Genomic DNA, 20,125 nt, shown 5'->3' with positions numbered 1-20,125 from the left:
TCGCCGTCGTCGAGGCAGTATTTCCGGCGCGGCAGACGCGCATCGCCGTCGACCCAGCGGAAGGTGCGCACCACCGCCACCCCGTCCGGCAGCAGCAGGTCCGGCAAGCGCCGCAGCAGGCCGCGCAGGAGGAAGCGGAAGGACATCGCCAGGGCCCAGGGCCCGACCGGCACCTGCGCCGGCTCCGACAGGTCGCGGCACAGCAGCCCGAGCTCGACGCCGTGCAGATCGGCCAGCCGGCGGGCGACGGCCAGCGCGTCGTCCAGGTGGTCCACCGCCGTCACGTCGTAGTTGCGCTGGGCCAGCCACACGGCGGCGCGGCCGCCGCCGCAGCCGAGGTCCACGACCGGACCGGCGTCGCCGGGCGGCAGGAGGGGGAAGTTCTGCGCGAGGAAGGCCGGGGGCCGCCAGAGGGCGCCTTCGCGACCGCCGGCCACCCATTCCCGCGCCGGCGCATCGGCGGCGGACAGCACGGCGCCGTAGACGTGCCTGCGCCCGCGCCGCTGCAGGAACGTGACGACGCTCGTGACGAGCGCCGGGATCTCGCCGTAGACCAGCAGCGGTTCGTGCCGGGGCGGCAGAAGAACGGCCGGCAGGGCGCCGGAGAGCGCCGCGGGGCCCTCCGCTGTGGGGGGAACGGGCAACGACGCCGCGCCGCGCAGGTGCCCCTGTGCGAAGGACGCCCGGTCCCGGATGTCGAGGATGTTTCCGGACAGGACGGCGGGATGATGGTCAAGCTCGTGCCAACTCAGGAGTTTCAACGTCAGGACCCTTTTCATGGGATCGGCGTTCTGCTATCATCCGCGGGTCGTTTCCTGTCCGACCGTCACGCGGGAAGGTCAACGGATGCTGCGTTACACGCTCTTGCGGACCGTCCTCAACCCCCTGCTCGCCATCGCGGGAGACCAGGGGCTCATGCGGCTGGAATTCCTGCCGCGCGGGTACAAGTATCATACACACGCCAACGCGTTCGCGAAAAGCATCGCGCGCGGGGACGACGCGTGCGCCGGCGATCTGATCGAGGATCCGTCGGCCTTCGAGGACCTGCGCTCGCAGCTCGCCGAGTACTTCATCGGCCAGCGCGAGACCTTCGACGTGCCGCTTGACCTGCGCGGCACCCCCTTCCAACTGAACGTCTGGCAGCGCCTGAGGACGATTCCCTACGGCAAGTTGAAGACGTACAAGGAGATCGCCCAGGCCATCAAGCGCCCGGCCGCCATGCGCGCCGTCGGCCAGGCTGCCGGGCACAATCCTGTGCCCATCCTGGTGCCCTGCCACCGCCTCATCGGCACCAAGCGAACCCTGGTGGGATTCGCCGGGGGGCTGTCGGTCAAGGCCCAGCTGCTTCGCCTCGAGGGCCACACGCTCGGGGGCACGCATCATCTCGAAGCCGCTCAACTCTTCTGAAACTCAGCCGATTCAGACCTCTACTGGCGCATCCGGTCGGGTCGTTATTATCTTCCACCCTCCCGGCAAGTCGCCGGAAGAGCACAGACCAGGAGTCACGATGTCAGCCACCGATCGCTTCGGCACCGAGCTCGCCCTACCGAGATCCCTGCGTCCCCTGCTGGATTTGGCCCGCAATCTCTGGTGGATCTGGGACGCGCAGGCCGGGTACATCTTCCGCGACGTCGATCCCGCCCGCTGGGACGAGGTGTACCACAATCCGCTGGCCCTGCTCGCGGCCGTCAACGAGCACAGGCTCTGCGCCCTGGCCGCCAACGAGAAATTCTGCGAAGCCCTCCGCAAGATCCACGCGCGCTTCCGCGCTTACATGGATACAGGAGCGGACGCGAGCGTTCACGATTTCGAAGGCCGCCGCGTGGCCTACTTCTCCGCCGAGTTCGGCATACACGAGAGCCTCTCCCTCTATTCCGGCGGCCTGGGGATCCTGTCCGGCGACCACCTCAAGGCGGCCAGCGACCTCGGCCTGCCGCTGGTCGGCGTGGGACTGGCCTACCGCTTCGGTTACTTCCACCAGCAGATCGATCTCGACGGACGCCAGCACGAGGACTACCGCCCCAACAACTTCTCGCTGATGCCCATGGCGTTGCAATGCGGTGACGACGGCGAGCCACTCGTGGTGTCGCTGCCGTATCCGGGCCGCACGGTGCGGGCGCAGATCTGGAAGATCGACGTCGGCAGGATTCCCCTCTACCTCCTCGACACGGACGTCAACGGCAACGACGAGGAAGACCGCGCCATATCCAACCACCTCTACGGCGGCGACGAGGACACGCGGGTCCGCCAGGAGATCCTGCTCGGCGTGGGCGGCCTGCGCGCCCTGACGGCGGTCGGCATCGAACCCGACGTCTGCCACCTCAACGAGGGACATTCCGCCTTCCTTACCATCGAGCAGATCAGGCGTCTGATGACCGGCCAGGGGCTCGACCTGGCGAACGCCTGCACGGCCGCGCGCGCCCGCAACATCTTCACCACCCACACACCCGTGCCCGCCGGCAACGATGCCTTCGACCGCGACCACGTGCGCGAATACCTGCGCCCCCATGCGGAGGAGATGGGGATCGACGTCGATGCGCTGGTAAACCTGGGGCTCATGGATCCCGCGGACGGCCGGGAGAAGTTCGGCATGACCGTGCTGGCGCTGCGGCTGTCCCGCTTCGCGAACGGCGTGAGCGAGCTGCACGGCGCCGTCGCGCGCGAGATGTGGCATTTCCTCTGGCCCGGCAGCGACCTGAACAACGTGCCCATCAAGCACGTCACCAACGGCGTGCACATGCCGACCTGGATCGCCGACGAGATGGATCCGCTGTACCGGCGGCATCTCGCCGACGACCCGCCGACGCTGCCCCATGACGTCTTCTGGGCCGAGCACGAGCGGCGGCGCGGGCACCTGGTTCAGATGGTCCGCGAGCGCCTGATCTGGCAGGGACGGCGCGAACACGCGCCGCCGGAGTACATGGAGACCGTCTCCCGGTCGCTGGACCCCCGCGCCCTGACCATCGGCTTCGCGCGGCGTTTCGCGCCCTACAAGCGCGCCACCCTGATGCTACGCGACCCCGCGCGCCTGGCCCGCATCCTCGGCGCTCCCGGGCGCCCCGTGCAGATCATCATCGCCGGCAAGGCGCATCCCCGCAACGAGCCCGGCAAGGAACTGATGCAGAAGGTGTGGAGCATGTCCCGCCGGCCCGAATTCCACGGCCGACTGGTGCTGGTGGAGGGCTACGACATCGACCTGGCCCGCCATCTGGTACAGGGCTGCGATATCTGGTTGAACACGCCGCGACGCCCCCTGGAGGCCAGCGGCACCTCGGGCATGAAGGCCGCCGCCAACGGCGCACTCAACCTGTCCGTCCTCGACGGCTGGTGGTGCGAGGGCTACGAGGAAAACAACGGCTGGGCCATCGGCAACGGCAAGAACTACGACGATCCCGAGCGGCAGGACGACGACGACGCCGAGTCGCTGTACACCCTGCTCGAAGAGCAGATCGTGCCCCTGTTCTACGCGCGCGCCGCAGGCGGCCTGCCCCAGGCATGGGTGCAGCGCATGATCGAAGCCGTCGAGGCGGTGATCCCCCAGTTCAGCACGGTCCGCATGGTGGACGAGTACACAGAACGGTTCTACCTGCCCTGCGCGCTGGACGTGAAGCTGCCGGCGGGCGGATGATCAATCCGCCAGGCCGGGGACGATGTCCCGCAATTCCTGCACGTAGCGGTTGAACATGGCGCGTCCGCGGCGGGTGACCTTGAGCTGGGTCCGCGGCCGCTTGCCCACGAACTCCTTGGCGATCTCCACCACCCCCCCCTCTGCGAGCTTGGCGAGATGGACCGACAAGGTGCCGTCGGTCATGCTCAGCAGTACGCGCAACTCGGTGAACGGGGTCGGGCCGACCCGGATCAGGTGGGACAGGATGAGCAGACGCGCCCGGCCGTGGATCAAAGGCGACAGGGGCGCGCCACCCCCGGCCGCAGCCGTGGATGGTGGGGACTGGCTCACGCGGCGAGGCCTCCTTGCCTCCGCGACCCGACGCTGCGGGCCTGGTGAGCGTGCGGGGGGTGGCGGGAACGGCCGCCGCCCCCCATGGATGGCCCGTCCTGCAGCCGGTGTCGGATCGCGCGTGGCCGGCAGGACTCCTGCTGGCTGAACGATCCCGGCTGGGAGGCCGCGCCGATCTCCGATCAGCGCGGGCCTCCGAGAGGAGCCGGTCGGGGATCCTTCCCCGTCCCGCTAGGCGGGGTCCGCGGCCTTCACCGGTGCTCCATCCGGACCCGGCATTCTCCCTCGGAACAGACCTTCAAGGAACGATGAAACCTGGTCAGCCCGCGGCTCCCTTCCCTGGGTATCCCCGGACGCCATGACTTTAATAAACCAAGTACTTTGTTTATTCAAGTATAATAATCGTCGTCCCCCGCATTTTTTTTCTCATGGCCGAATAGGCGGCCTATCTTTGCGGTATCGCGGAATCGGCCGCTTCCCATAGAAAGAGCTCTCGCGAGCTGAACGACACTTTCACCGTTCCGGAGGTCGACATGAAGACGCGGAAGTTCATCGAGATGGAGGACAGGTACGGGGCCCACAACTACCGCCCCCTGGACATCGTCATCAGGAAGGCCGAAGGAATCTGGGTGGAGGACGTCGAGGGCAAGCGCTACCTGGACTGCCTGGCCGCCTACAGCGCCGTGAATCAGGGGCATTGCCATCCCCGCCTGCTGAACGCGTTCCGACGCCAAGCCGCCCGGTGCACCCTGACCAGCCGGGCCTTCCGCAACGATCAGCTGCCGTTGTTCTACCGGGAGCTCACCGAGCTGACCGGCTACAGCCGCGCGCTGCCCATGAACACCGGGGCCGAAGCGGTCGAGACGGCCATCAAGGCCGCGCGCAAGTGGGGTTACCGGATCAAGGGCGTCAGGAAGGACAAGGCCGAGATCATCGTCTGCGCCGGCAACTTCCACGGGCGCACCACGACCATCGTGGGTTTCAGCACCGAGGCCCAGTACAAGGACGGCTTCGGTCCCTTCACACCGGGCTTCACGGTCATCCCCTTCGGCGACGTCAAGGCCCTCGCGAAGGCCATCACGCCCGACACCGTCGCCTTCCTGGTCGAGCCCATCCAGGGCGAAGCCGGCATCATCATGCCCCCGCGGGGCTTCCTCCGGAAGGCCGCGGCCCTCTGCAGGGAGCGCAACGTCCTGCTGCTCGTCGACGAGATCCAGAGCGGCCTGGGCCGCACCGGCAAGCTGTTCGCCTACGAGTGGGAGGGCGTGCGCCCCGACGGCGTGATCATCGGCAAGGCGCTCAGCGGCGGCTTCTACCCCGTGAGCGCGTTCCTGGCCGACGACGAGCTCATGGGCGTCTTCAAGCCCGGCGACCACGGCTCGACCTTCGGCGGCAACCCCCTGGGCTGTGCCGTCGCCCGCGAGGCGCTGAAGGTACTGATCGAGGACAGGCTGGTGCAGAACTCGCTGAAGCAGGGCGCGTACTTCATGGAGAAGCTGCGCGGCGTCGACGCCAAGAGCATCGAGAAGGTGCGCGGTGTGGGCCTGTGGATCGGGCTGGTGCTGGACCGTCCGGCCCGCCCCTACTGCGAGGCGCTCATGGCCGAGGGCCTGCTCTGCAAGGAGACACACGAGAACGTGATCCGCATCGCCCCGCCGTTGACACTGCAGCGCAAGGACGTCAACTGGGCCATGAAGAGGATCGAGAAGGTGTTCAAGACGCTGGGCTGAGCCGGGGACCGCTCGTTGACGAGATAACCCGGACCGATGACGGTCCGGGTTATCGTCCCGGATCGGATCAGAGTCATCGCGAGCGTGGACCCGGACGATCTATCCTCGGGCAGCCATGAGATGCTGATTCCGTGGGGACTGCGCGCGTGGCCGGGCGTGAAATTCCTGAAGAGCCATCGATAAGCGTCGCCTGTCGCCTCCAGAGGCTCTGGCTGCGGACAGGTCTGTTCGACGACACCCTCCGCCCCCGCCAGGGTGACCACGATCTCGGCGACGCCGATAGTGCCGGCCCAGCTGGCGCCGGACCCACCTGTTCGCCCGGCTCCCTCACGGCGACGGTCTCCACACCGTCCACGTACGAGCAGAAGGTGAGAAAGGGCGCATCGCGGCTCGTGCCCCAGGACTCTTCGGGGAAGCCCATGCATACCGTCAGGGCCGACCAGCGCCGTATCATCGGCCAAGCAGGTGAACAACGGTGCGTGGACCATGAGCAGACATGCCGCGATTGCGTGCTTATAAATATCCACCTCGATCTCTCGTCACTGTCATTCGCTTCATTCCCAGCCTTCGTCCCGCTCCGCCCGCCGCGCCCGTCCCCGCGACTGCTGCAGCAGCGGCAGGATCTCGTCCCGATTGCCGGGCGCCAGGTCCAGCGCGCGCTCGAAGTCGCTCGCCGCCGCACCCCAGCGGTGGGCGTGGAAGTGTGCGAGGCCGCGGTTGTACCAGGCTTCGGGCAGATCCGGGTCCAGGACGAGCGCGCGGTCGAGAGCCCGCTCCCCGGCCGCGCCCTGCGCCGTCATCAACAGGGCGTAGCCCAGGGCGCTCCAGCCCTGCGCCAGGTCGGGCTGAGCGTCGACGGCCTTGCGCAGGTAGGGCAGCGCCTGTTGATAGGCGCCCTGGGTATTGAGTAGATGCCCGTACAGTGCGAGGTCGGACGGATCGATCCACCCCTCGCCCTCGAGCGCGGCCACCACGCGGCGCATATCCTCCAGGGCCAGCTCCGCCAGACCCATCGCGGCGAAGATCCGTCCCCGCTGCCGGCGGCAATACCCTTCCTCGAGATCCTGCCGGATGCAGATGCTCAACAGGTCCTCTGCCTGGTCGGCCCAGAGATGTCGGCCGGCCGCGTCGGCGGCGGCGTAGAAGCTGTCGACGGCGGCTACAGTGGCACCGTAGAGCGAGCCCGCCGCGTAGTAGCGGCCGAGGCTCGTCCAGACGGGCACCCGCAATGCCTTGCCCACCTCGTAGCCGATCGTCACGTCCCGCGGCTCCGGACAGACGTCCGGTTCCAGGCCCAGGGCCGTGAAGCCGTAGCCGTGGAAGCGCCTGGCTTCGACTATTTTGCCTATCCGCTCGCAGACCATGGCCAGGTCGCGGTAGAAGCGGGCGGCGTAGTCGCCGTCGGGTCGCGCGTCGTGCAGCCAGTGGTAGGCGTTGCCGGCGTTGCCGCGGGCCAGTTCCGCCATGCCACGCATCCAGCGCCACTCGAAGTGGAAGAAGTGTTTGCGTTCGATATCGCGGGAGATGTTGAAAGCGCCGCGCAGATCGCCGTGGCTGGCGCGTGTCAACCCCAGCAGCATCACGATCTCGCGCTCCGCGGGAGAATAGCGTGCGGCGCTGTCGGCCCAAGCGTGGGCGTCGACCCACTTGGCGCGGTCGCGGGAGATCCAGGCCCGCGCCACCGCCGTACGCAGGCGCAGGGCGCGCCGGTCCTCCGCGTCGAGCAACATGATGGCGGCCTCGGCCGCGTCCAGCTGATCCAGGGCCAGCAGCTTGTTGCCGAGGCGCGAGGTCTCCTCGGACAGGTCCATCCAGGTGGCGGGATCGTCCGGCGCCAGACCGGCCGCGGTGGACAGGCAGCGGAGGCGTCGGATCGTGTCGGGGGCGCGGGAGGCCCTGACCAGGAAATGCCCGGCCCGCACACGGCGGGACGCGGCCACTGTGGGCGGCAGCTTCAGGAAAGCGGCGAGGCCGAGCGAATCGTCTGGCGATTCGCTGACCCAGACGTCGGTATACCTGGCATGAGGAACGGCCCGGCCGCCGCAGCCCGCGGCGAGCGGGAGCGCCGCGGCGGCGATCAGTCCGGCCAGCAGTATCGCAAGTCGCATGTCTCGGTCTCCCCGGCCATTGAAACTCGCCATGCGCCGCGGAACAAGCAGGAAACTCCGACGTCCGGCGCGCGCAGACGGCAGGGTCGCCTTGACAGCCGGGCGGGGGCGGCGATAAGTTCCGCTGACCGGCCCGCTTCCGCCCGACGCGCCATCCCGCAACGCAAAGGATGCCTCATGTTCCGCACGGATGCCCCTGACTTTACGTTCGGCACCATGCCGATGTTCGCGCCGATCCTGTTCCTCGTTCTCGCGGGCCTGCTCGCGCCGGCGGCCGCCGGCGCGGAAGCCGTCACGGGCGACTACGCGGCCGCCGTGCTGATGGACGCGCGCACCGGCGAAGTGCTCTTCGCCGAGAACGAGCACGAGCCGCTGCCGCCGGCGTCGATGGTGAAGATGATGACCGAGCTGATCGTGCTCGAGCTGGAGGCCGAGGGTGAAATCGGCAGCGACGATCAGGTGCTCGTCTCGGCCAAGGCCAGCAAGATGGGCGGCTCGCAGGTCTACCTCAAGCAGGGCGAGTCATTCACCGTCCACGAGCTGCTGTTGGCGCTGTCAATCCACTCCGCCAACGACGCCGCGGTCGCCCTGGCGGAGCACGTGGCCGGCAGCGTGGAGGCGTTCGTCGATCTGATGAACAGCCGCGCACGGGCCCTGGGCATGCACGATACGAGATTCCACTTCGTGCACGGCCTGCCTCCGGGATGGCGCCAGGAGGCGGACCTCTCCTCGGCCTACGACATGGCGCTGCTCGGCCGCGAACTCAGCACGCATCCCGAGGCGCTGGCCTGGGCGGTCAGCGACCAGGTGCCCTTCCGCGACGGCCGATTCATCCTGACCAACCCCAATCCGCTGGTAGGCAATTTCCGCGGCCTCGAGGGCATCAAGACCGGTTTCCACAGCCAGGCCGGCTACTGCCTGACCGCCGCCGCCACCCAGAAGGGCGTGAGGCTGATCTCGGTCGTGATGGGCGCCTCCACCGACGAGAACCGCGGCCTGGAGACCACGCGCCTGTTGGCCCGCGGCTTCGACACCTACACCAAGCTCACGCTGGTGGCCGCGGCCGGCGGCGTGTGCGCCGAGACCGTCGCCGTCAAGGGCGGCAGGTGGCAGCGTGCGCCCCTGGCCTTCGCGGAGCCGCTCGTCGTGGGCGTGCCCAGGGACCGTAGCGACGAGGTCGTGTTCCGCTACGAGCTGCCCGACAGGATCGAGGCGCCGCTGCCCGCGGGCGAGGTCGTGGGACGCGCCGTCGCCGAGCTGGACGGGCACGACCTCGGCGCCGTCGATCTCATGGTGTCGGAAGACGTCGAGAAGGGCGGGTTCTGGGACAGGCTCTTCAAGCGGTGAAGAAGGCCGTTCCGGACGCCGGGCGAGGATGAAACAATCCGCTTCGCTGTACGTCGTGTATTTCCGGCACGTTACACATCAACCGCACATCCGAGGAGACGTCATGGTTCTTCGCAACTGGCTATTGCTGATGACGGTCCTACTCATCGCCGGATCGGCCGCAGCCTCCGACTTCGATCCCACCGACATGCGCCTGCTGCGCAATCCCGACATCCACGGCGACACCGTCGTCTTCGTCCAGGGCGGAGACCTGTGGACCGTGCCGGCGGCGGGCGGAAACGCGCGGCGCCTCACCAGTCACGTCGGTTTCGAGTCGCAGCCCAAGTTCTCGCCCGACGGCCGGTGGATCGCCTTCTCCGGCGACTACGACGGCAACAACGATGTCTACGTGGTGCCCGCCGGGGGCGGCGAACCTCGGCGCCTCACCTGGCACCCGCTCCATGACCGCGTGATCGACTGGGAGCCCGACGGGAAGTCCGTCCGCTTCCAGACCTCGCGCTCCTCGTTCCACATGCGCGAGCAGCAGCTGTGGACGGTGCCGCTCGAGGGCGGCCTGCCCACCGAGATGATCCTGCCGTCGGGCGGCCTGTCCAGCTGGTCGCCCGACGGCAAGCGGCTGGCCTACAACCGCATCACGCGCGAGCAGCGTACCTGGAAGCGCTACAAGGGCGGCATGGCCCAGAACATCTGGATCTACGACTTCGCGGCCGACAACACGCTGCAGGTCACCGACTGGCCCGGCACCGAGAACTTCCCCATGTGGCACGGCGACACCATCTACTTCACCAGCGACCGGACCGACAAGCTGCAGATCTGGGCCTACGACGTGCCCACCGGCGCGTTCCGTCAGGTCACCAGGCACAAGGAGTACGACGTCAAGAACCCGAGCCTGGGGCCCGACAGCATCGTCTACGAGAACGGCGGCTGGCTGTGGGTGCTGGATCTGGCCACCGAGAAATCCCGTCGCGTCAAGGTCGAGCTCAACGACGACCGCTTCCTCACGCGGCCCCACTGGGCGAGCGTCTCCGACCACATCACGGACTCGGCACCGGGGCCCGACGCCAAGCGCGTCGTCTTCTCGGCGCACGGCGACATCTTCACCGTGCCGGCGGAGAAGGGCGAGGTGCGCAACCTCACGTCCACGCCCGGGATCAACGAGATCCGGCCGGCCTGGTCGCCGGACGGCAAGCTCGTCGCCTACTACAGCGACCGCGGCGGCGAATACGAGCTCCACGTCAGGCCCGGCGACGGCACCGGCGAGGAGAAGCGGCTCACCAAGGGCAACGAGACCTACTACTTCGGCCTGCTGTGGTCGCCCGACAGCGAGAAGATCCTCACCTACGACGCCGAGATGAACCTGCGCTGGGTCGATGCCGAGGGCGGCGAGCAGCACCACATCAGCCAGGGCAACGCGCGACGCACCTTCGACGCGTCCTGGAGCCCCGACAGCCGCTGGGTGGCCTACGCCGAGCAGGAGGCCAACGGTTTCCGTTCGATCTTCCTGCACGACACGGAAAAGGGCGAGACCACGCGCGTGACCAGCTCCTTCACGGACGAGGACGCGCCGGCCTTCGACCGCGAGGGCAAGTACCTGTTCTTCACCTCGCAGCGCATCTTCAATCCCCGCTTCGCCGGTTTCGACCGCACGCCCTTCTGGACGGACACCCAGGGCCTCTACCTGGTGACGCTGCAGGCCGACGCCGAGCGCCCCTTCCCCTTCGAGAGCGACGAGGTCTCCGTCGACCAGGATGATGAAGAGAAGGATGATGAAGAGAAGGAGGACGCCGAGGAGGGCGATGACGAGGACGAGGAGGAAGGCGAGGACGACTCGCAGGACAAGGCCACCGTGATCGACCTGGAGGGCCTCGGCGCCCGCCTGGTCGCCCTGGACGTGGAGCCCGGACGCTACTGGGGACTGGAATGCGCCGCCGACAAGCTGTACTACATGTCCCGCCGCGCCGGGGCCGAAGATTCCGCCATCATGCTCTTCGACATGGAGGAGCGCGAGGCCAAGACGGTGCTGGACAACGCCGACGGTTTCGATCTGTCCGCCGACGGCCAGAAGATCCTCTACGCCAGCAAAGATTCCTACGGCCTCGTCGACGCCGCCGCGGATCAGAAGCCCTCGGACAAGCCGCTGCGGATCGCGGAGATGCGCGCCAGAGTCGAACCGCGCGCCGAGTGGCGGCAGAACTTCGTCGACGCCTGGCGCCTCGAGGGTGACTTCTTCTACGATCCGGGCCTGCACGGCGTCGACTGGCAGGCCATGCGCGACCGCTACGGCCAGCTGGTCCCCTACATCACCGACCGGCGCGACCTGGACTACGTGCTCGGGGAGCTGATCGCCGAACTGGGCGCCGGGCACGCGTACGTGCGCCCCGGCGGAGACCGTCCGACGCCCGAGCGGGTGGGGGTCGGCCTGCTCGGCTGCGACTTCGAGCTCGATGCCGCCGCCGGGCGCTACCGGCTGACCGGCATCCTCACCGAGCGGGACTGGAACAAGAACCAGCGCACACCGCTCTTCGGCCCCGGTCTCGACATCGACGAGGGCGACTACCTGCTGGCGGTCGACGGCGTGGACCTGGCCCCGCCCGGGAACCCCTACGCCCTGTTCGAGGGCAAGGTCGACAAACAGGTCGCCCTGACCGTGGCCGCGGCGCCCGACGGCGAGACACGCGAGGTCGTCGTCCGGCCCATCGATGCGGACGTTCCCCTGCGCTACGTGAGGTGGGTGGAACGCAATCGCCGCCTCGTCGCCGAGATGACCGACAACCGGGTCGGCTACCTGCACCTGCCCGACACGGCTTTCGACGGCGCGCAGGCCTTCGCCCAGGCCTATTACCCGCAGACCCGCATGGAGGGCCTGGTCATCGACGAGCGTTACAACGGGGGCGGTTTCATCCCCGACTTCTTCCTCAACGTCCTGAACCAGAAGTTCCTCAACATGTGGAAGCCCCGGCACGGCCAGAACTGGCGCACGCCCGACACGGCCTTCAACGGCCCGATGGTCATGGTCAGCAACGCCCACGCGGGCTCCGGCGGCGACGCCCTGCCCTACTACTTCAAGCGCTGGGAGATCGGCAAGGTGGTCGGCATGCGCACCTGGGGCGGACTGGTGGGATATGCCACCTACGTCGGCCTGATGGGCGGCGGACACGTGACCTTTCCCGAGTTCGGCCTCTACGACCTCGATGGCGAATGGGACGTGGAAAACCACGGCGTGGACCCGGACATCGAGGTGGACAACCTGCCCCACCTAGTGATCCAGGGGCGCGATCCGCAGCTGGAAAAAGCCGTGGACGTGATCCTGCAGGAGCTGAAGCAGCGCGAGAAGCTGCCCGACGCGCCGCGTTACCCGCGGGACCGCTAGCGAGCGGCTGGCAGATGACAAATCGAACGGCAGGGCTTACCATTCGGGGGGTGCTTCGGCGCCCCCCTTTTTTTACCGCTTCCGACGTCCACCGGAGAACGACATGCGCAGATACACGATCGTCTTCCTGCTCGCGCTGACCACCCTGCAATGCGCCAGACCCCGGCCCGAACCGGGGTACCTCGGCCCGGTGTTCGGCCCCGGGCCCAGGCGCGTCGTGGTCGTCTCCCTGGACTGCCTGCGGGCGGACCATCTCGGCTGCTACGGGTACGACAGGACCACCAGTCCGCGTCTGGACGCGTTGTGCGAAGAGAGCGTCCGCTTCGCGCGGGCGACCGCTCCCCACAACTGGACTCTGCCCTCGCACGCCTCGCTGTTCACGGGGCTGTATACGCGAGGACACGGCGTACGCAAGGCAAGCCAGGTCGTCCCCCAGGGAACCCCGTTCCTGGCCGAGTCCCTGCAAGAAGCCGGATTCGCCACCGCCGCCTTCACCGGCGGCTTCTACATGGCGAGCCGGTTCGCCCTAGACCGCGGTTTCGACACCTACTGGACCTCGCCGAAGATCTACGACCAGTGGGCGGGGATCCTGGAGCGAGGCGAGGACTGGCTCACCGACCACGCCGACGAGGATGTGTTCCTGTTCCTGCACACCTACGAGATCCACATGCCCTTCTCGCCGCCCGACGACTACGTGGAGAAGATACTGGGTTACCGCGACACCAAGGTCGCGGGCAGCGTCCAGGATTATGTGAAATACAGGGACGACGCCGCACCGGAGATCGCCGCCGAGATCGTGGGCCGCTACGACGCCGGCATCCTCTACACCGACGACCTGCTGGGCGGATTTCTCGACCGGCTCGACGCGTCCGGGCTTGCCGACAACATGCTGTTGATCGTCGCCAGCGACCACGGCGAGGCGTTCTACGAGCACGGAATCTGGGGTCACGGCAACGAGTTGCTCGGGGCCCCGCTCACGGACGTGCCCTTGATCGTACGGCTGCCCCGCACGGTCTTTCCCGCTTTCGCCGGCAAGGTCGTCGAGGACGAGGTCAGCTTCCTGGACATCATGCCCACGGTGCTGGACGCCGCCGGCGTGGAGCCAGGTAGCTGCATCGACGGCTTCTCGCTGCTGCCCGAGCTGATCGGGCGTCCCGTGAACGCGACGGACGCGGAGGCGCGCGACCGCCGCACGGTGGAGATCGACGGCGAAGAGACGCTGCTGGGTCTCTGCGAGTCGCGCCATTACGTGTCGCTGCGCGCCGGCGGGTGGTCGATCGTCGTACAGGGACCCGTATCCGCAGAAGGCGATACGCTGGATAGGGCCAGGCCCTCTCAGGTGGACAACAGCCTGGAGTGCTGGCCCGCCCTCTACCACATCGCGCGCGATCCCGGGGAACTCGAACCGCTGCCGCTGGAGGGCGCGACCGCCTCAGCGTTGAGCGAGGCGGCGGCGCGCCTGGCCGGTCGACCCGGCGCACAGGATGCGGCGCCCCCGGAATCGGAGATCCCGGCCAAGGTCCGCCAGCAGCTCAAGGCGCTGGGTTACCTCTGATCGCCTGCAGGCAGATGACAAATCGAACGGCAGGGTTTACCATTCGGGGGGTGCTTCGGCGCCCCCCTTTTTTTACCGCTTCCGACGTCCACCGGAGAACGACATGCGCAGATACACGATCGTCTTCCTGCTCGCGCTGACCACCCTGCAATGCGCCAGACCCCGGCCCGAACCGGAGTACCTCGGCCCGGTGTTCGGCCCCGGGCCCAGGCGCGTCGTGGTCGTCTCCCTGGACTGCCTGCGGGCCGACCACCTCGGCTGCTATGGATACCCCCAGCCCACCAGTCCGCGCCTGGACGCGCTGTGCGAAGATAGCGTCCGCTTCGCGCGGGCGACCGCTCCCTACAACTGGACGTTGCCCTCGCACACCTCGCTGTTCACGGGGCTGTATGCGCGGGGGCACGGCGTGCGCAAGGAGAACCAGGCCGTCTCCCCGGAGATCCCGAACCTGGTCGAACCGTTGCGGGAAGCCGGTTTCGCGACCGCCGCCTTCACCGGCGGCGCCTACATGGCGAGGAGGTACGGCCACGCTCGCGGTTTCGACACCTTCTGGTCGTCAGAGGAGGATTACCTCCAGTGGGCCGAGATCCTCGAGCGCGGCGAGGACTGGCTCACCGACCACGCCGACGAGGACGCGTTCCTGTTCCTGCACACCTACGAAATCCACATGCCGTACCAGCCGCCCATCAAGTACCTGCGCGAGATCCTGGGCTACCACCGCACCAAGTTCATGGGCGGCGTGAGGGAGGTCCAGAACTACCTCACCGGCGCCCCGCCGGAGATCGCCGTCGAGGTCGTGGGCCGCTACGACGCCGGCATCCTCTACACCGACGACCTGCTGGGCGGGTTCATCGCCCGGCTCGACGCTGCGGGGCTCGCCGACAACATGCTGCTGATCGTCACCAGCGACCACGGCGAGGCGTTCTGGGAGCACGGCCGGTGGGGTCACAACGGCGACCTGCTGGGTCCGCAGCTCACGGACGTGCCCTTGATCGTGCGGCTGCCCCGCACGGTCTTCCCCGCTTTCGCCGGCAAGATCGTCGAGGACGAGGTCAGCTTCCTGGACATCATGCCCACGGTGCTGGACGCCGTGGGGGTGGAACCGGGTAGCGACATCGACGGCTTCTCGCTGCTGCCCGAGCTGATCGGGCGTCCCGTGAACGTCGCGGACGCGGAGGCGCGCGAGCGCCGCACCGTCAAGATCGACGGGGACGAGACGCTGCTGGGACTCTGCGAGTCGCGCAACTACGTATCGCTGCGCGCCGGCGGGTGGTCGGTCGTCGTGCCGGGTCCCACGTCCGCAGACATCGACACCCTGGGCGGGGCCGTGCCCTACCAGGTAGGCATCGATACGCGGGCCTGGCCCGCCCTCTACCGCATCGCGCAAGATCCCTGGGAACTCGAACCGCTGCCGCTGGAGGGCAAGACGGCCGCCGCGTTGAGCGCGGCGGCGGCGCGCCTGGCCGGTCGACCCGGCGAGCGGGACGCGGCGCCCTCGGAGATACAGATCCCGCCGGGGTTGCGCCGCAGGCTCCAGGCGCTGGGCTACCTCTGATCGTGTGCTGGACTTTCAAACCGGAGAAGTGAACCTCATGTCGGATTGGCTGGCGGATCTGGATTCACGCATCGTCACAACGGCACTCAGGCTGGCCGTCACGCTGGGCGTGGCGCTGGTGGTCCGGCTGGCGGCGTTCCCGTTGCTGGTGCGGCTGAGCCGGCGCAGCAACACCCGTCTCGACGACGTCATCGTGGCGCGCCTGCGCGGCCCCGCCATCCTGACGATCGTCCTGGCCGGCATCGCCTGGTCGCTGCTCTGGCTGGACGGCGGATCGCCGCTGCACCTCGTGTCCGTCGGCGTGCTCAAGACGCTGGGCATCGTCGTCTGGGCCGTGGTGCTGGGCGGCATCGGCGGCATGCTGCTGGAATCGGCGAGCCGCCGCGCGGATGGCCGGGGCGCGATCCAGACCAAGACCCTCCCCCTGTTCGTCATGATCTGGAAGGTCCTGGTCTACGGGATCGCCTGCTACTTCCTGCTGGCGGCCTGGCACATCAACGTGACGACCTGGCTGGCCTCGGCCGGCGTGGCCGGCATCGCCGTGGGCTTCGCGGCCAAGGACACCCTCGCCAACCTCTTCGCCGGCGTCTTCATCCTGGCCGACGCGCCCTTCAAGATCGGCGACTACATCGTCATCGACGACACGGTCCGCGGCCAGGTCACCGAGATCGGCCTGCGCTCCTCGCGCATGCTGACCCGCGACGACGTGGAGGTGACCGTGCCCAACGCCATCATCGGCAACGCCAAGATCATCAACGAGACCGGCGGGCCCTACCAGAAGATGCGCGTGCGCGTGCCGGTCTCGGTCGCCTACGGCAGCGACGTGGACCGGGTGCGCGAGCTGCTGCTGCAATGCGCCGCAGACGTACCGCACGTGGTCCCGGACCCGCAGCCGCGCGTGCGCTTCCGCCGGCTGGGCAATTCGGGGCTGGAGTTAGAGCTGATGGCCTGGGTGGCGGAGCCGGTCTACCGCGGCAGGGTCGTCGACCGGATCACCGATCGGGTCTACAAGTCGCTGGTGGCCGCGGGCGTGGAGATTCCGTATCCGAAGCAGGACGTGTACATCAAGGAGTTGCCGAAGACCTGATGGCACCCTACAACGAGACGATCCGGCCGCCCCACCAGCCGGATCGCCTACCTGCACTCGCAGAACACGAAAGGGGGAAGTGTCCTGTCTGAACCGCAAAGTGCAAGAACCCGGCCATAGTGCCACGAAGCCCTCGTGAATCCCCCATTCTACTCCATATCGGCGGTATAACAGCGGCATCGGCCCCCGGACCCCGCGGCCGGAAGTGTCCCAAAAGCCGTCCCACCGTACCATCGCGCAACACGGCGCCGGGACGATGGGACACCGCGGTGCACGATGGAATCTCAGGACAGGCCGGACATCCAGCGATAGAGGGTCGAGCGGGAAACCGCCAGGCTCTTAGCCAGGGCGGTCTTGTTGCCGCCACAGGAGTCCAGCAGCCGGTGCAGCTCGTCGCTGCTCGGTCGGCCGTTGCGCCGGCCGTGCGCGCCGGCATCGGGATCGCCGCGGGAAGGAGGCGCCGCGGCGCGGTCGGTCCGACCGTGCTGCAACAGTCCGTCGCGGGCGATCTGCATCAGCTCGCGCACGTTGCCCTCGAGCCTGGACGACGCGATGCTTTCCAGACGGGCGGGCAGGAAGATGTCGGCGGCGCTGGTCGCGCGGCCGGTCATGCGTGTCAGGAAGAGGTCGAGCAGGGGCTGGATGTCCTCGCGGCGCTCGCGCAACGGCGGCACGTCGATGGTCATCATCCTCAGGCGGTAGTAGAGGTCCTTGCGGAAGCGTCCCTCCTCCACCAGGTCGGTAAGGCACGTGTTGGTGGCCGCGACCAGGCGCACGTCCGCCGTGCGCTCACGCGGATCGCCGAGGCGACGGTACTCGCGGTACTCGATCAAACGGAGCAGCTTGGCCTGCAGGTGCAGCGGGAGGTCGCCGATCTCGTCCAGGAACAGGGTGCCACCCTCGGCCTGCGCCACGAAGCCCGGCGCCTCGCTCTCGGCGCCGGTGTAGGCGCCGCGCGCGTGCCCGAAGAACTCCCGCTCGAAGAGGTCGGCCGGGATGGCGGCGCAGTTGACCGGCACGAAGGGCCCCGCACGGCGTGGGCTGGCGTCGTGCAGGCGCCGGCATATCAGCTCCTTGCCGGTTCCCGTCTCGCCGGTCACCAGCACGGGGTCGGTGTACGGGGCGTACATGTCGCAGCGCGACATGATGCGACGCATGGCCCGGGAAACGACCACCATCGCGCGCGGATCGACGTCCGCAGGTGAGCGCCCCGGCTCGCGACCGCCTCCCCGGCGGCCGTGCCCGTCCACGACCGCGAGCAGTTGTCCCGCCCGCCGCTCCCAGTACGGCTCGCCGACGCGCTGGAAGAGGAACTCCGCGGCCACGGCGTGACGCCTGGCGCGCGTGACCATCACCTGGACGACCGGCGCCGCCGGTTCGGCGGACGGCCCGGAAGAGGTGTCCCGGTCGACGATCTCGGCCGCGATGCCCGGATCCCCGGCCGCGTCCACGTAGAGAGCGGCCGCCGTCAGGTGCGCCAGGGCCAGTTCGTGATCGGCCCTGATCCCGGACAGGACGGAGACGGCCGCCTCCATGGCTGCGATCCCCTCGATGAGACATCCTTGCCTCGCCAGCAGTTCGGCGCGGCAGCGCTGCGTCACGCCCAGCTCGAAGGGATCGCGCTGTCTGCGGGCCAGGGCCATGGCCTGTCCCAGCAGGACCTCGGCCTGGGGGAACCGGTCGAGCGTGCTCAGGCATTCGCCCTCGCGGCGCAACAGCTCCAGCATCAGGTCCCCCTCGGGCGCGATCTTGCGGGCGATCACCATGGCACGGGCATAGTAGCGCCGGGCCTCGGCGGGTCTGCCCTCCTCGCGGAAGACGTCGCCCAGGTATTCCAGGGCGAGGCATTCCTCGCGGGGCTTGTGCTGCTCGACGGCGAGGGTGTAGGCGGCCATGAGGTTGCTGCGGGCGTCCGCGAACCTGCGTTGCAGGACATCCAGCTTGCCCAGGGCGATGCGGGCACGGCAGATGCGGTCGGCAGAGAGGTGCCGGGTGCCCATGATCTCCTGGAAGAGCTTGCGCGCCCTGTCGTAGCGGCCGGTCTTGTAGCAGGTCAAGCCCAGGTTCTGCAGGTTGTCCGCGACGCGGCGGGTCAGTCCCAGGGACTTGTTCATCTCCACGGCGTCGAGGAACAGCTCTTCGGCCTCCTCGAAGCGGCGCAGTCGGAACCTGACGAGCCCCACCAGGTTGCCGACCTCCGCGCGCAGGTCGCGCCGGCCGACCAGGCGGAAGAGCGTGCGGGCGGTCATCAGGTCGTCCAGGGCGCCGGCCATGTCGCCGGTCATGCGCAGGGCCGCGCCGCGCGTATAGAACAGCCAGCCGCGATCCACCAGGTCCAGCGTCGGATCGGCCCTGTCCAGCAGTCGGCCCACCTCGTCGATGACGGCTTCGTAACGTCCCTCGCAGTTGTGGATCCACATCGTCACGACGGCGGCCTCCACGTCGCCGCTGGACAGCCAACCCCTGTCCTGGGCCTTGAACAGCCAGGACCTACACGCCTCGAAGCGGCGCAGGTCGTACAGGCACCACGCGGCGAGTACGACCGCATCCCGCTTGAGCACGCAGGGAGCGCCGCCGACCACGACGATCGCACCGTCTTCCGTCTCGCCGACGGCGCGACGGCAGACCGCCAGCGACTCCTCGAAACGCTCCTGGCGGTAGAGGAGACGGGCCCTGTCCAGCAGATCCTGATCGAGAGCGCCCTCGCGGCCGCGCCGTGCCCGCGCGTCGTAGTCCATGCATCCCTTCATCACCGTCTCCTCAGCGAGAGAGCAGGATCGGATACGCCCCAGGCGCATCCCCGGACCCGATGATCATCAGATAGCCGTCTCCGAGCGGAATCAGCCTGATCAGCGGCACCGATCCTCGCGGGTCGCGCGGGTCCGTGTCGTCGGCTCCGCCCCGCAACAGCCCTTCGGGGTCCAGGATGTTCAGGTCGCCGTGGTAACGGTCCCCGCCTTCGGGGTCGCCCGGCCCGTGCCATTCCTCACGATCGTCGTCGAGGCCGTCGATGGCATAGGTCAGCGCGAACAGTTGGGACGGTGTCATCAGGATCGCTAGGCCCAGGATCGTCCTGATGAACGCGCCGGTGATTTTGCCAGGTCTGCTCATGACCCTCTCCCTTGCTTGCCTGAGCGGCGGGACTCCAGCGACTCGACTCTGCGGGAACGAGAAGCGGGATCTGCTTGCAAACGAGGCTTCCCGCGCGTCGCCGGTCCGGATCGAATTGAATGAGTCTACGGAAATCGTCGTCCCCGCGCCAATCGCCCGCCAAGCGGGGCGTTGTCCAGATCATGGCCACCTCGTGTCCATTTCCCGCACAAACGAGAATCTGCTCCACGCTCGATCCTGGCGACATGTCGGCTCAACCCGCTGATAATCGGCCAGTTAACATCAGCCAGGGACATCCGGCCCC

13 protein-coding genes are annotated in these 20,125 nt (G+C 68.2%); 8 read left to right on the top strand and 5 right to left on the bottom strand.

The genetic code is table 11. From position 1 onward, the window contains the following. Positions 1 to 779 (bottom strand): methyltransferase domain-containing protein (locus KJ554_08940; GenBank protein ID MBU0742458.1); only part of this gene is annotated, 779 nt, incomplete at its 3' end. Between the two features lie 67 nt (positions 780 to 846). Here KJ554_08940 and KJ554_08935 point away from each other — a divergent pair. Beyond that, entirely contained in the window at positions 847 to 1,407 is a 561-nt protein-coding gene (locus KJ554_08935; GenBank protein MBU0742457.1) for a methylated-DNA--[protein]-cysteine S-methyltransferase, read from the top strand. Positions 1,408 to 1,507: 100 nt separating this feature from the next. After that, positions 1,508 to 3,628 (top strand): alpha-glucan family phosphorylase, encoded by a 2,121-nt coding sequence (gene glgP, locus KJ554_08930; protein MBU0742456.1) that lies wholly within the window; start codon positions 1,508 to 1,510, stop codon positions 3,626 to 3,628. On the opposite strand, the gene KJ554_08925 is transcribed toward glgP, so the two are convergent. Next, positions 3,629 to 3,958 (bottom strand): transcriptional regulator, encoded by a 330-nt coding sequence (locus tag KJ554_08925; GenBank protein MBU0742455.1) that lies wholly within the window; start codon positions 3,956 to 3,958, stop codon positions 3,629 to 3,631. A 533-nt stretch (positions 3,959 to 4,491) separates the two neighbouring features. Here KJ554_08925 and rocD point away from each other — a divergent pair. Beyond that, positions 4,492 to 5,688 carry an ornithine--oxo-acid transaminase gene (gene rocD, locus KJ554_08920; GenBank protein ID MBU0742454.1) on the top strand — a complete coding sequence of 399 codons (1,197 nt, stop codon included), beginning with the start codon at positions 4,492 to 4,494 and terminating at the stop codon, positions 5,686 to 5,688. Between the two features lie 554 nt (positions 5,689 to 6,242). On the opposite strand, the gene KJ554_08915 is transcribed toward rocD, so the two are convergent. Continuing rightward, positions 6,243 to 7,796, bottom strand: a complete 1,554-nt coding sequence (locus KJ554_08915) for a tetratricopeptide repeat protein (GenBank protein MBU0742453.1) — start codon at positions 7,794 to 7,796, stop codon at positions 6,243 to 6,245. Positions 7,797 to 7,973: 177 nt separating this feature from the next. Here KJ554_08915 and KJ554_08910 point away from each other — a divergent pair, with 177 nt between their 5' ends. From KJ554_08910 to KJ554_08890, 5 genes are all read left to right on the top strand, one after another. After that, positions 7,974 to 9,143 carry a D-alanyl-D-alanine carboxypeptidase gene (locus tag KJ554_08910; protein ID MBU0742452.1) on the top strand — a complete coding sequence of 390 codons (1,170 nt, stop codon included), beginning with the start codon at positions 7,974 to 7,976 and terminating at the stop codon, positions 9,141 to 9,143. 103 nt (positions 9,144 to 9,246) lie between these two features. After that, on the top strand, positions 9,247 to 12,513 hold the full coding sequence (locus KJ554_08905; protein MBU0742451.1) for a PDZ domain-containing protein: 3,267 nt from the start codon (positions 9,247 to 9,249) through the stop codon (positions 12,511 to 12,513). A gap of 103 nt (positions 12,514 to 12,616) precedes the next feature. Next, entirely contained in the window at positions 12,617 to 14,068 is a 1,452-nt protein-coding gene (locus tag KJ554_08900; GenBank protein MBU0742450.1) for a sulfatase, read from the top strand. Positions 14,069 to 14,171: 103 nt separating this feature from the next. Then, positions 14,172 to 15,623, top strand: coding sequence for a sulfatase (locus tag KJ554_08895; GenBank protein ID MBU0742449.1), 1,452 nt, complete (start codon positions 14,172 to 14,174; stop codon positions 15,621 to 15,623). A gap of 37 nt (positions 15,624 to 15,660) precedes the next feature. Further along, positions 15,661 to 16,710 carry a mechanosensitive ion channel gene (locus KJ554_08890; GenBank protein ID MBU0742448.1) on the top strand — a complete coding sequence of 350 codons (1,050 nt, stop codon included), beginning with the start codon at positions 15,661 to 15,663 and terminating at the stop codon, positions 16,708 to 16,710. Between the two features lie 284 nt (positions 16,711 to 16,994). Here KJ554_08890 and KJ554_08885 read toward each other — a convergent pair whose 3' ends face one another. Both KJ554_08885 and KJ554_08880 read right to left on the bottom strand, forming a co-directional pair. Beyond that, positions 16,995 to 19,460 (bottom strand): sigma 54-interacting transcriptional regulator, encoded by a 2,466-nt coding sequence (locus tag KJ554_08885; GenBank protein MBU0742447.1) that lies wholly within the window; start codon positions 19,458 to 19,460, stop codon positions 16,995 to 16,997. 10 nt (positions 19,461 to 19,470) lie between these two features. Then, positions 19,471 to 19,821, bottom strand: coding sequence for a hypothetical protein (locus tag KJ554_08880; protein ID MBU0742446.1), 351 nt, complete (start codon positions 19,819 to 19,821; stop codon positions 19,471 to 19,473). Positions 19,822 to 20,125: the final 304 nt, after the last annotated feature.

The sequence above is a fragment of the bacterium genome (assembly GCA_018814885.1).
Classification (GTDB): Bacteria; Krumholzibacteriota; Krumholzibacteriia; order LZORAL124-64-63; family LZORAL124-64-63; genus JAHIYU01.
Note: the sequence above shows the minus strand (reverse complement) of the source record. Positions and strands in the feature narration are given on the sequence as shown.

Coding starts and splice junctions, on each gene's coding strand:
- KJ554_08935 (MBU0742457.1), top strand. CDS start 847: ATGCTGCGTTACACGCTCTTGCGGACCGTCCTCAACCCCCTGCTCGCC.
- KJ554_08885 (MBU0742447.1), bottom strand. CDS start 19,460: ATGAAGGGATGCATGGACTACGACGCGCGGGCACGGCGCGGCCGCGAG.
- glgP (MBU0742456.1), top strand. CDS start 1,508: ATGTCAGCCACCGATCGCTTCGGCACCGAGCTCGCCCTACCGAGATCC.
- KJ554_08915 (MBU0742453.1), bottom strand. CDS start 7,796: ATGCGACTTGCGATACTGCTGGCCGGACTGATCGCCGCCGCGGCGCTC.
- KJ554_08905 (MBU0742451.1), top strand. CDS start 9,247: ATGGTTCTTCGCAACTGGCTATTGCTGATGACGGTCCTACTCATCGCC.
- KJ554_08900 (MBU0742450.1), top strand. CDS start 12,617: ATGCGCAGATACACGATCGTCTTCCTGCTCGCGCTGACCACCCTGCAA.
- KJ554_08895 (MBU0742449.1), top strand. CDS start 14,172: ATGCGCAGATACACGATCGTCTTCCTGCTCGCGCTGACCACCCTGCAA.
- rocD (MBU0742454.1), top strand. CDS start 4,492: ATGAAGACGCGGAAGTTCATCGAGATGGAGGACAGGTACGGGGCCCAC.
- KJ554_08880 (MBU0742446.1), bottom strand. CDS start 19,821: ATGAGCAGACCTGGCAAAATCACCGGCGCGTTCATCAGGACGATCCTG.
- KJ554_08890 (MBU0742448.1), top strand. CDS start 15,661: ATGTCGGATTGGCTGGCGGATCTGGATTCACGCATCGTCACAACGGCA.
- KJ554_08910 (MBU0742452.1), top strand. CDS start 7,974: ATGTTCCGCACGGATGCCCCTGACTTTACGTTCGGCACCATGCCGATG.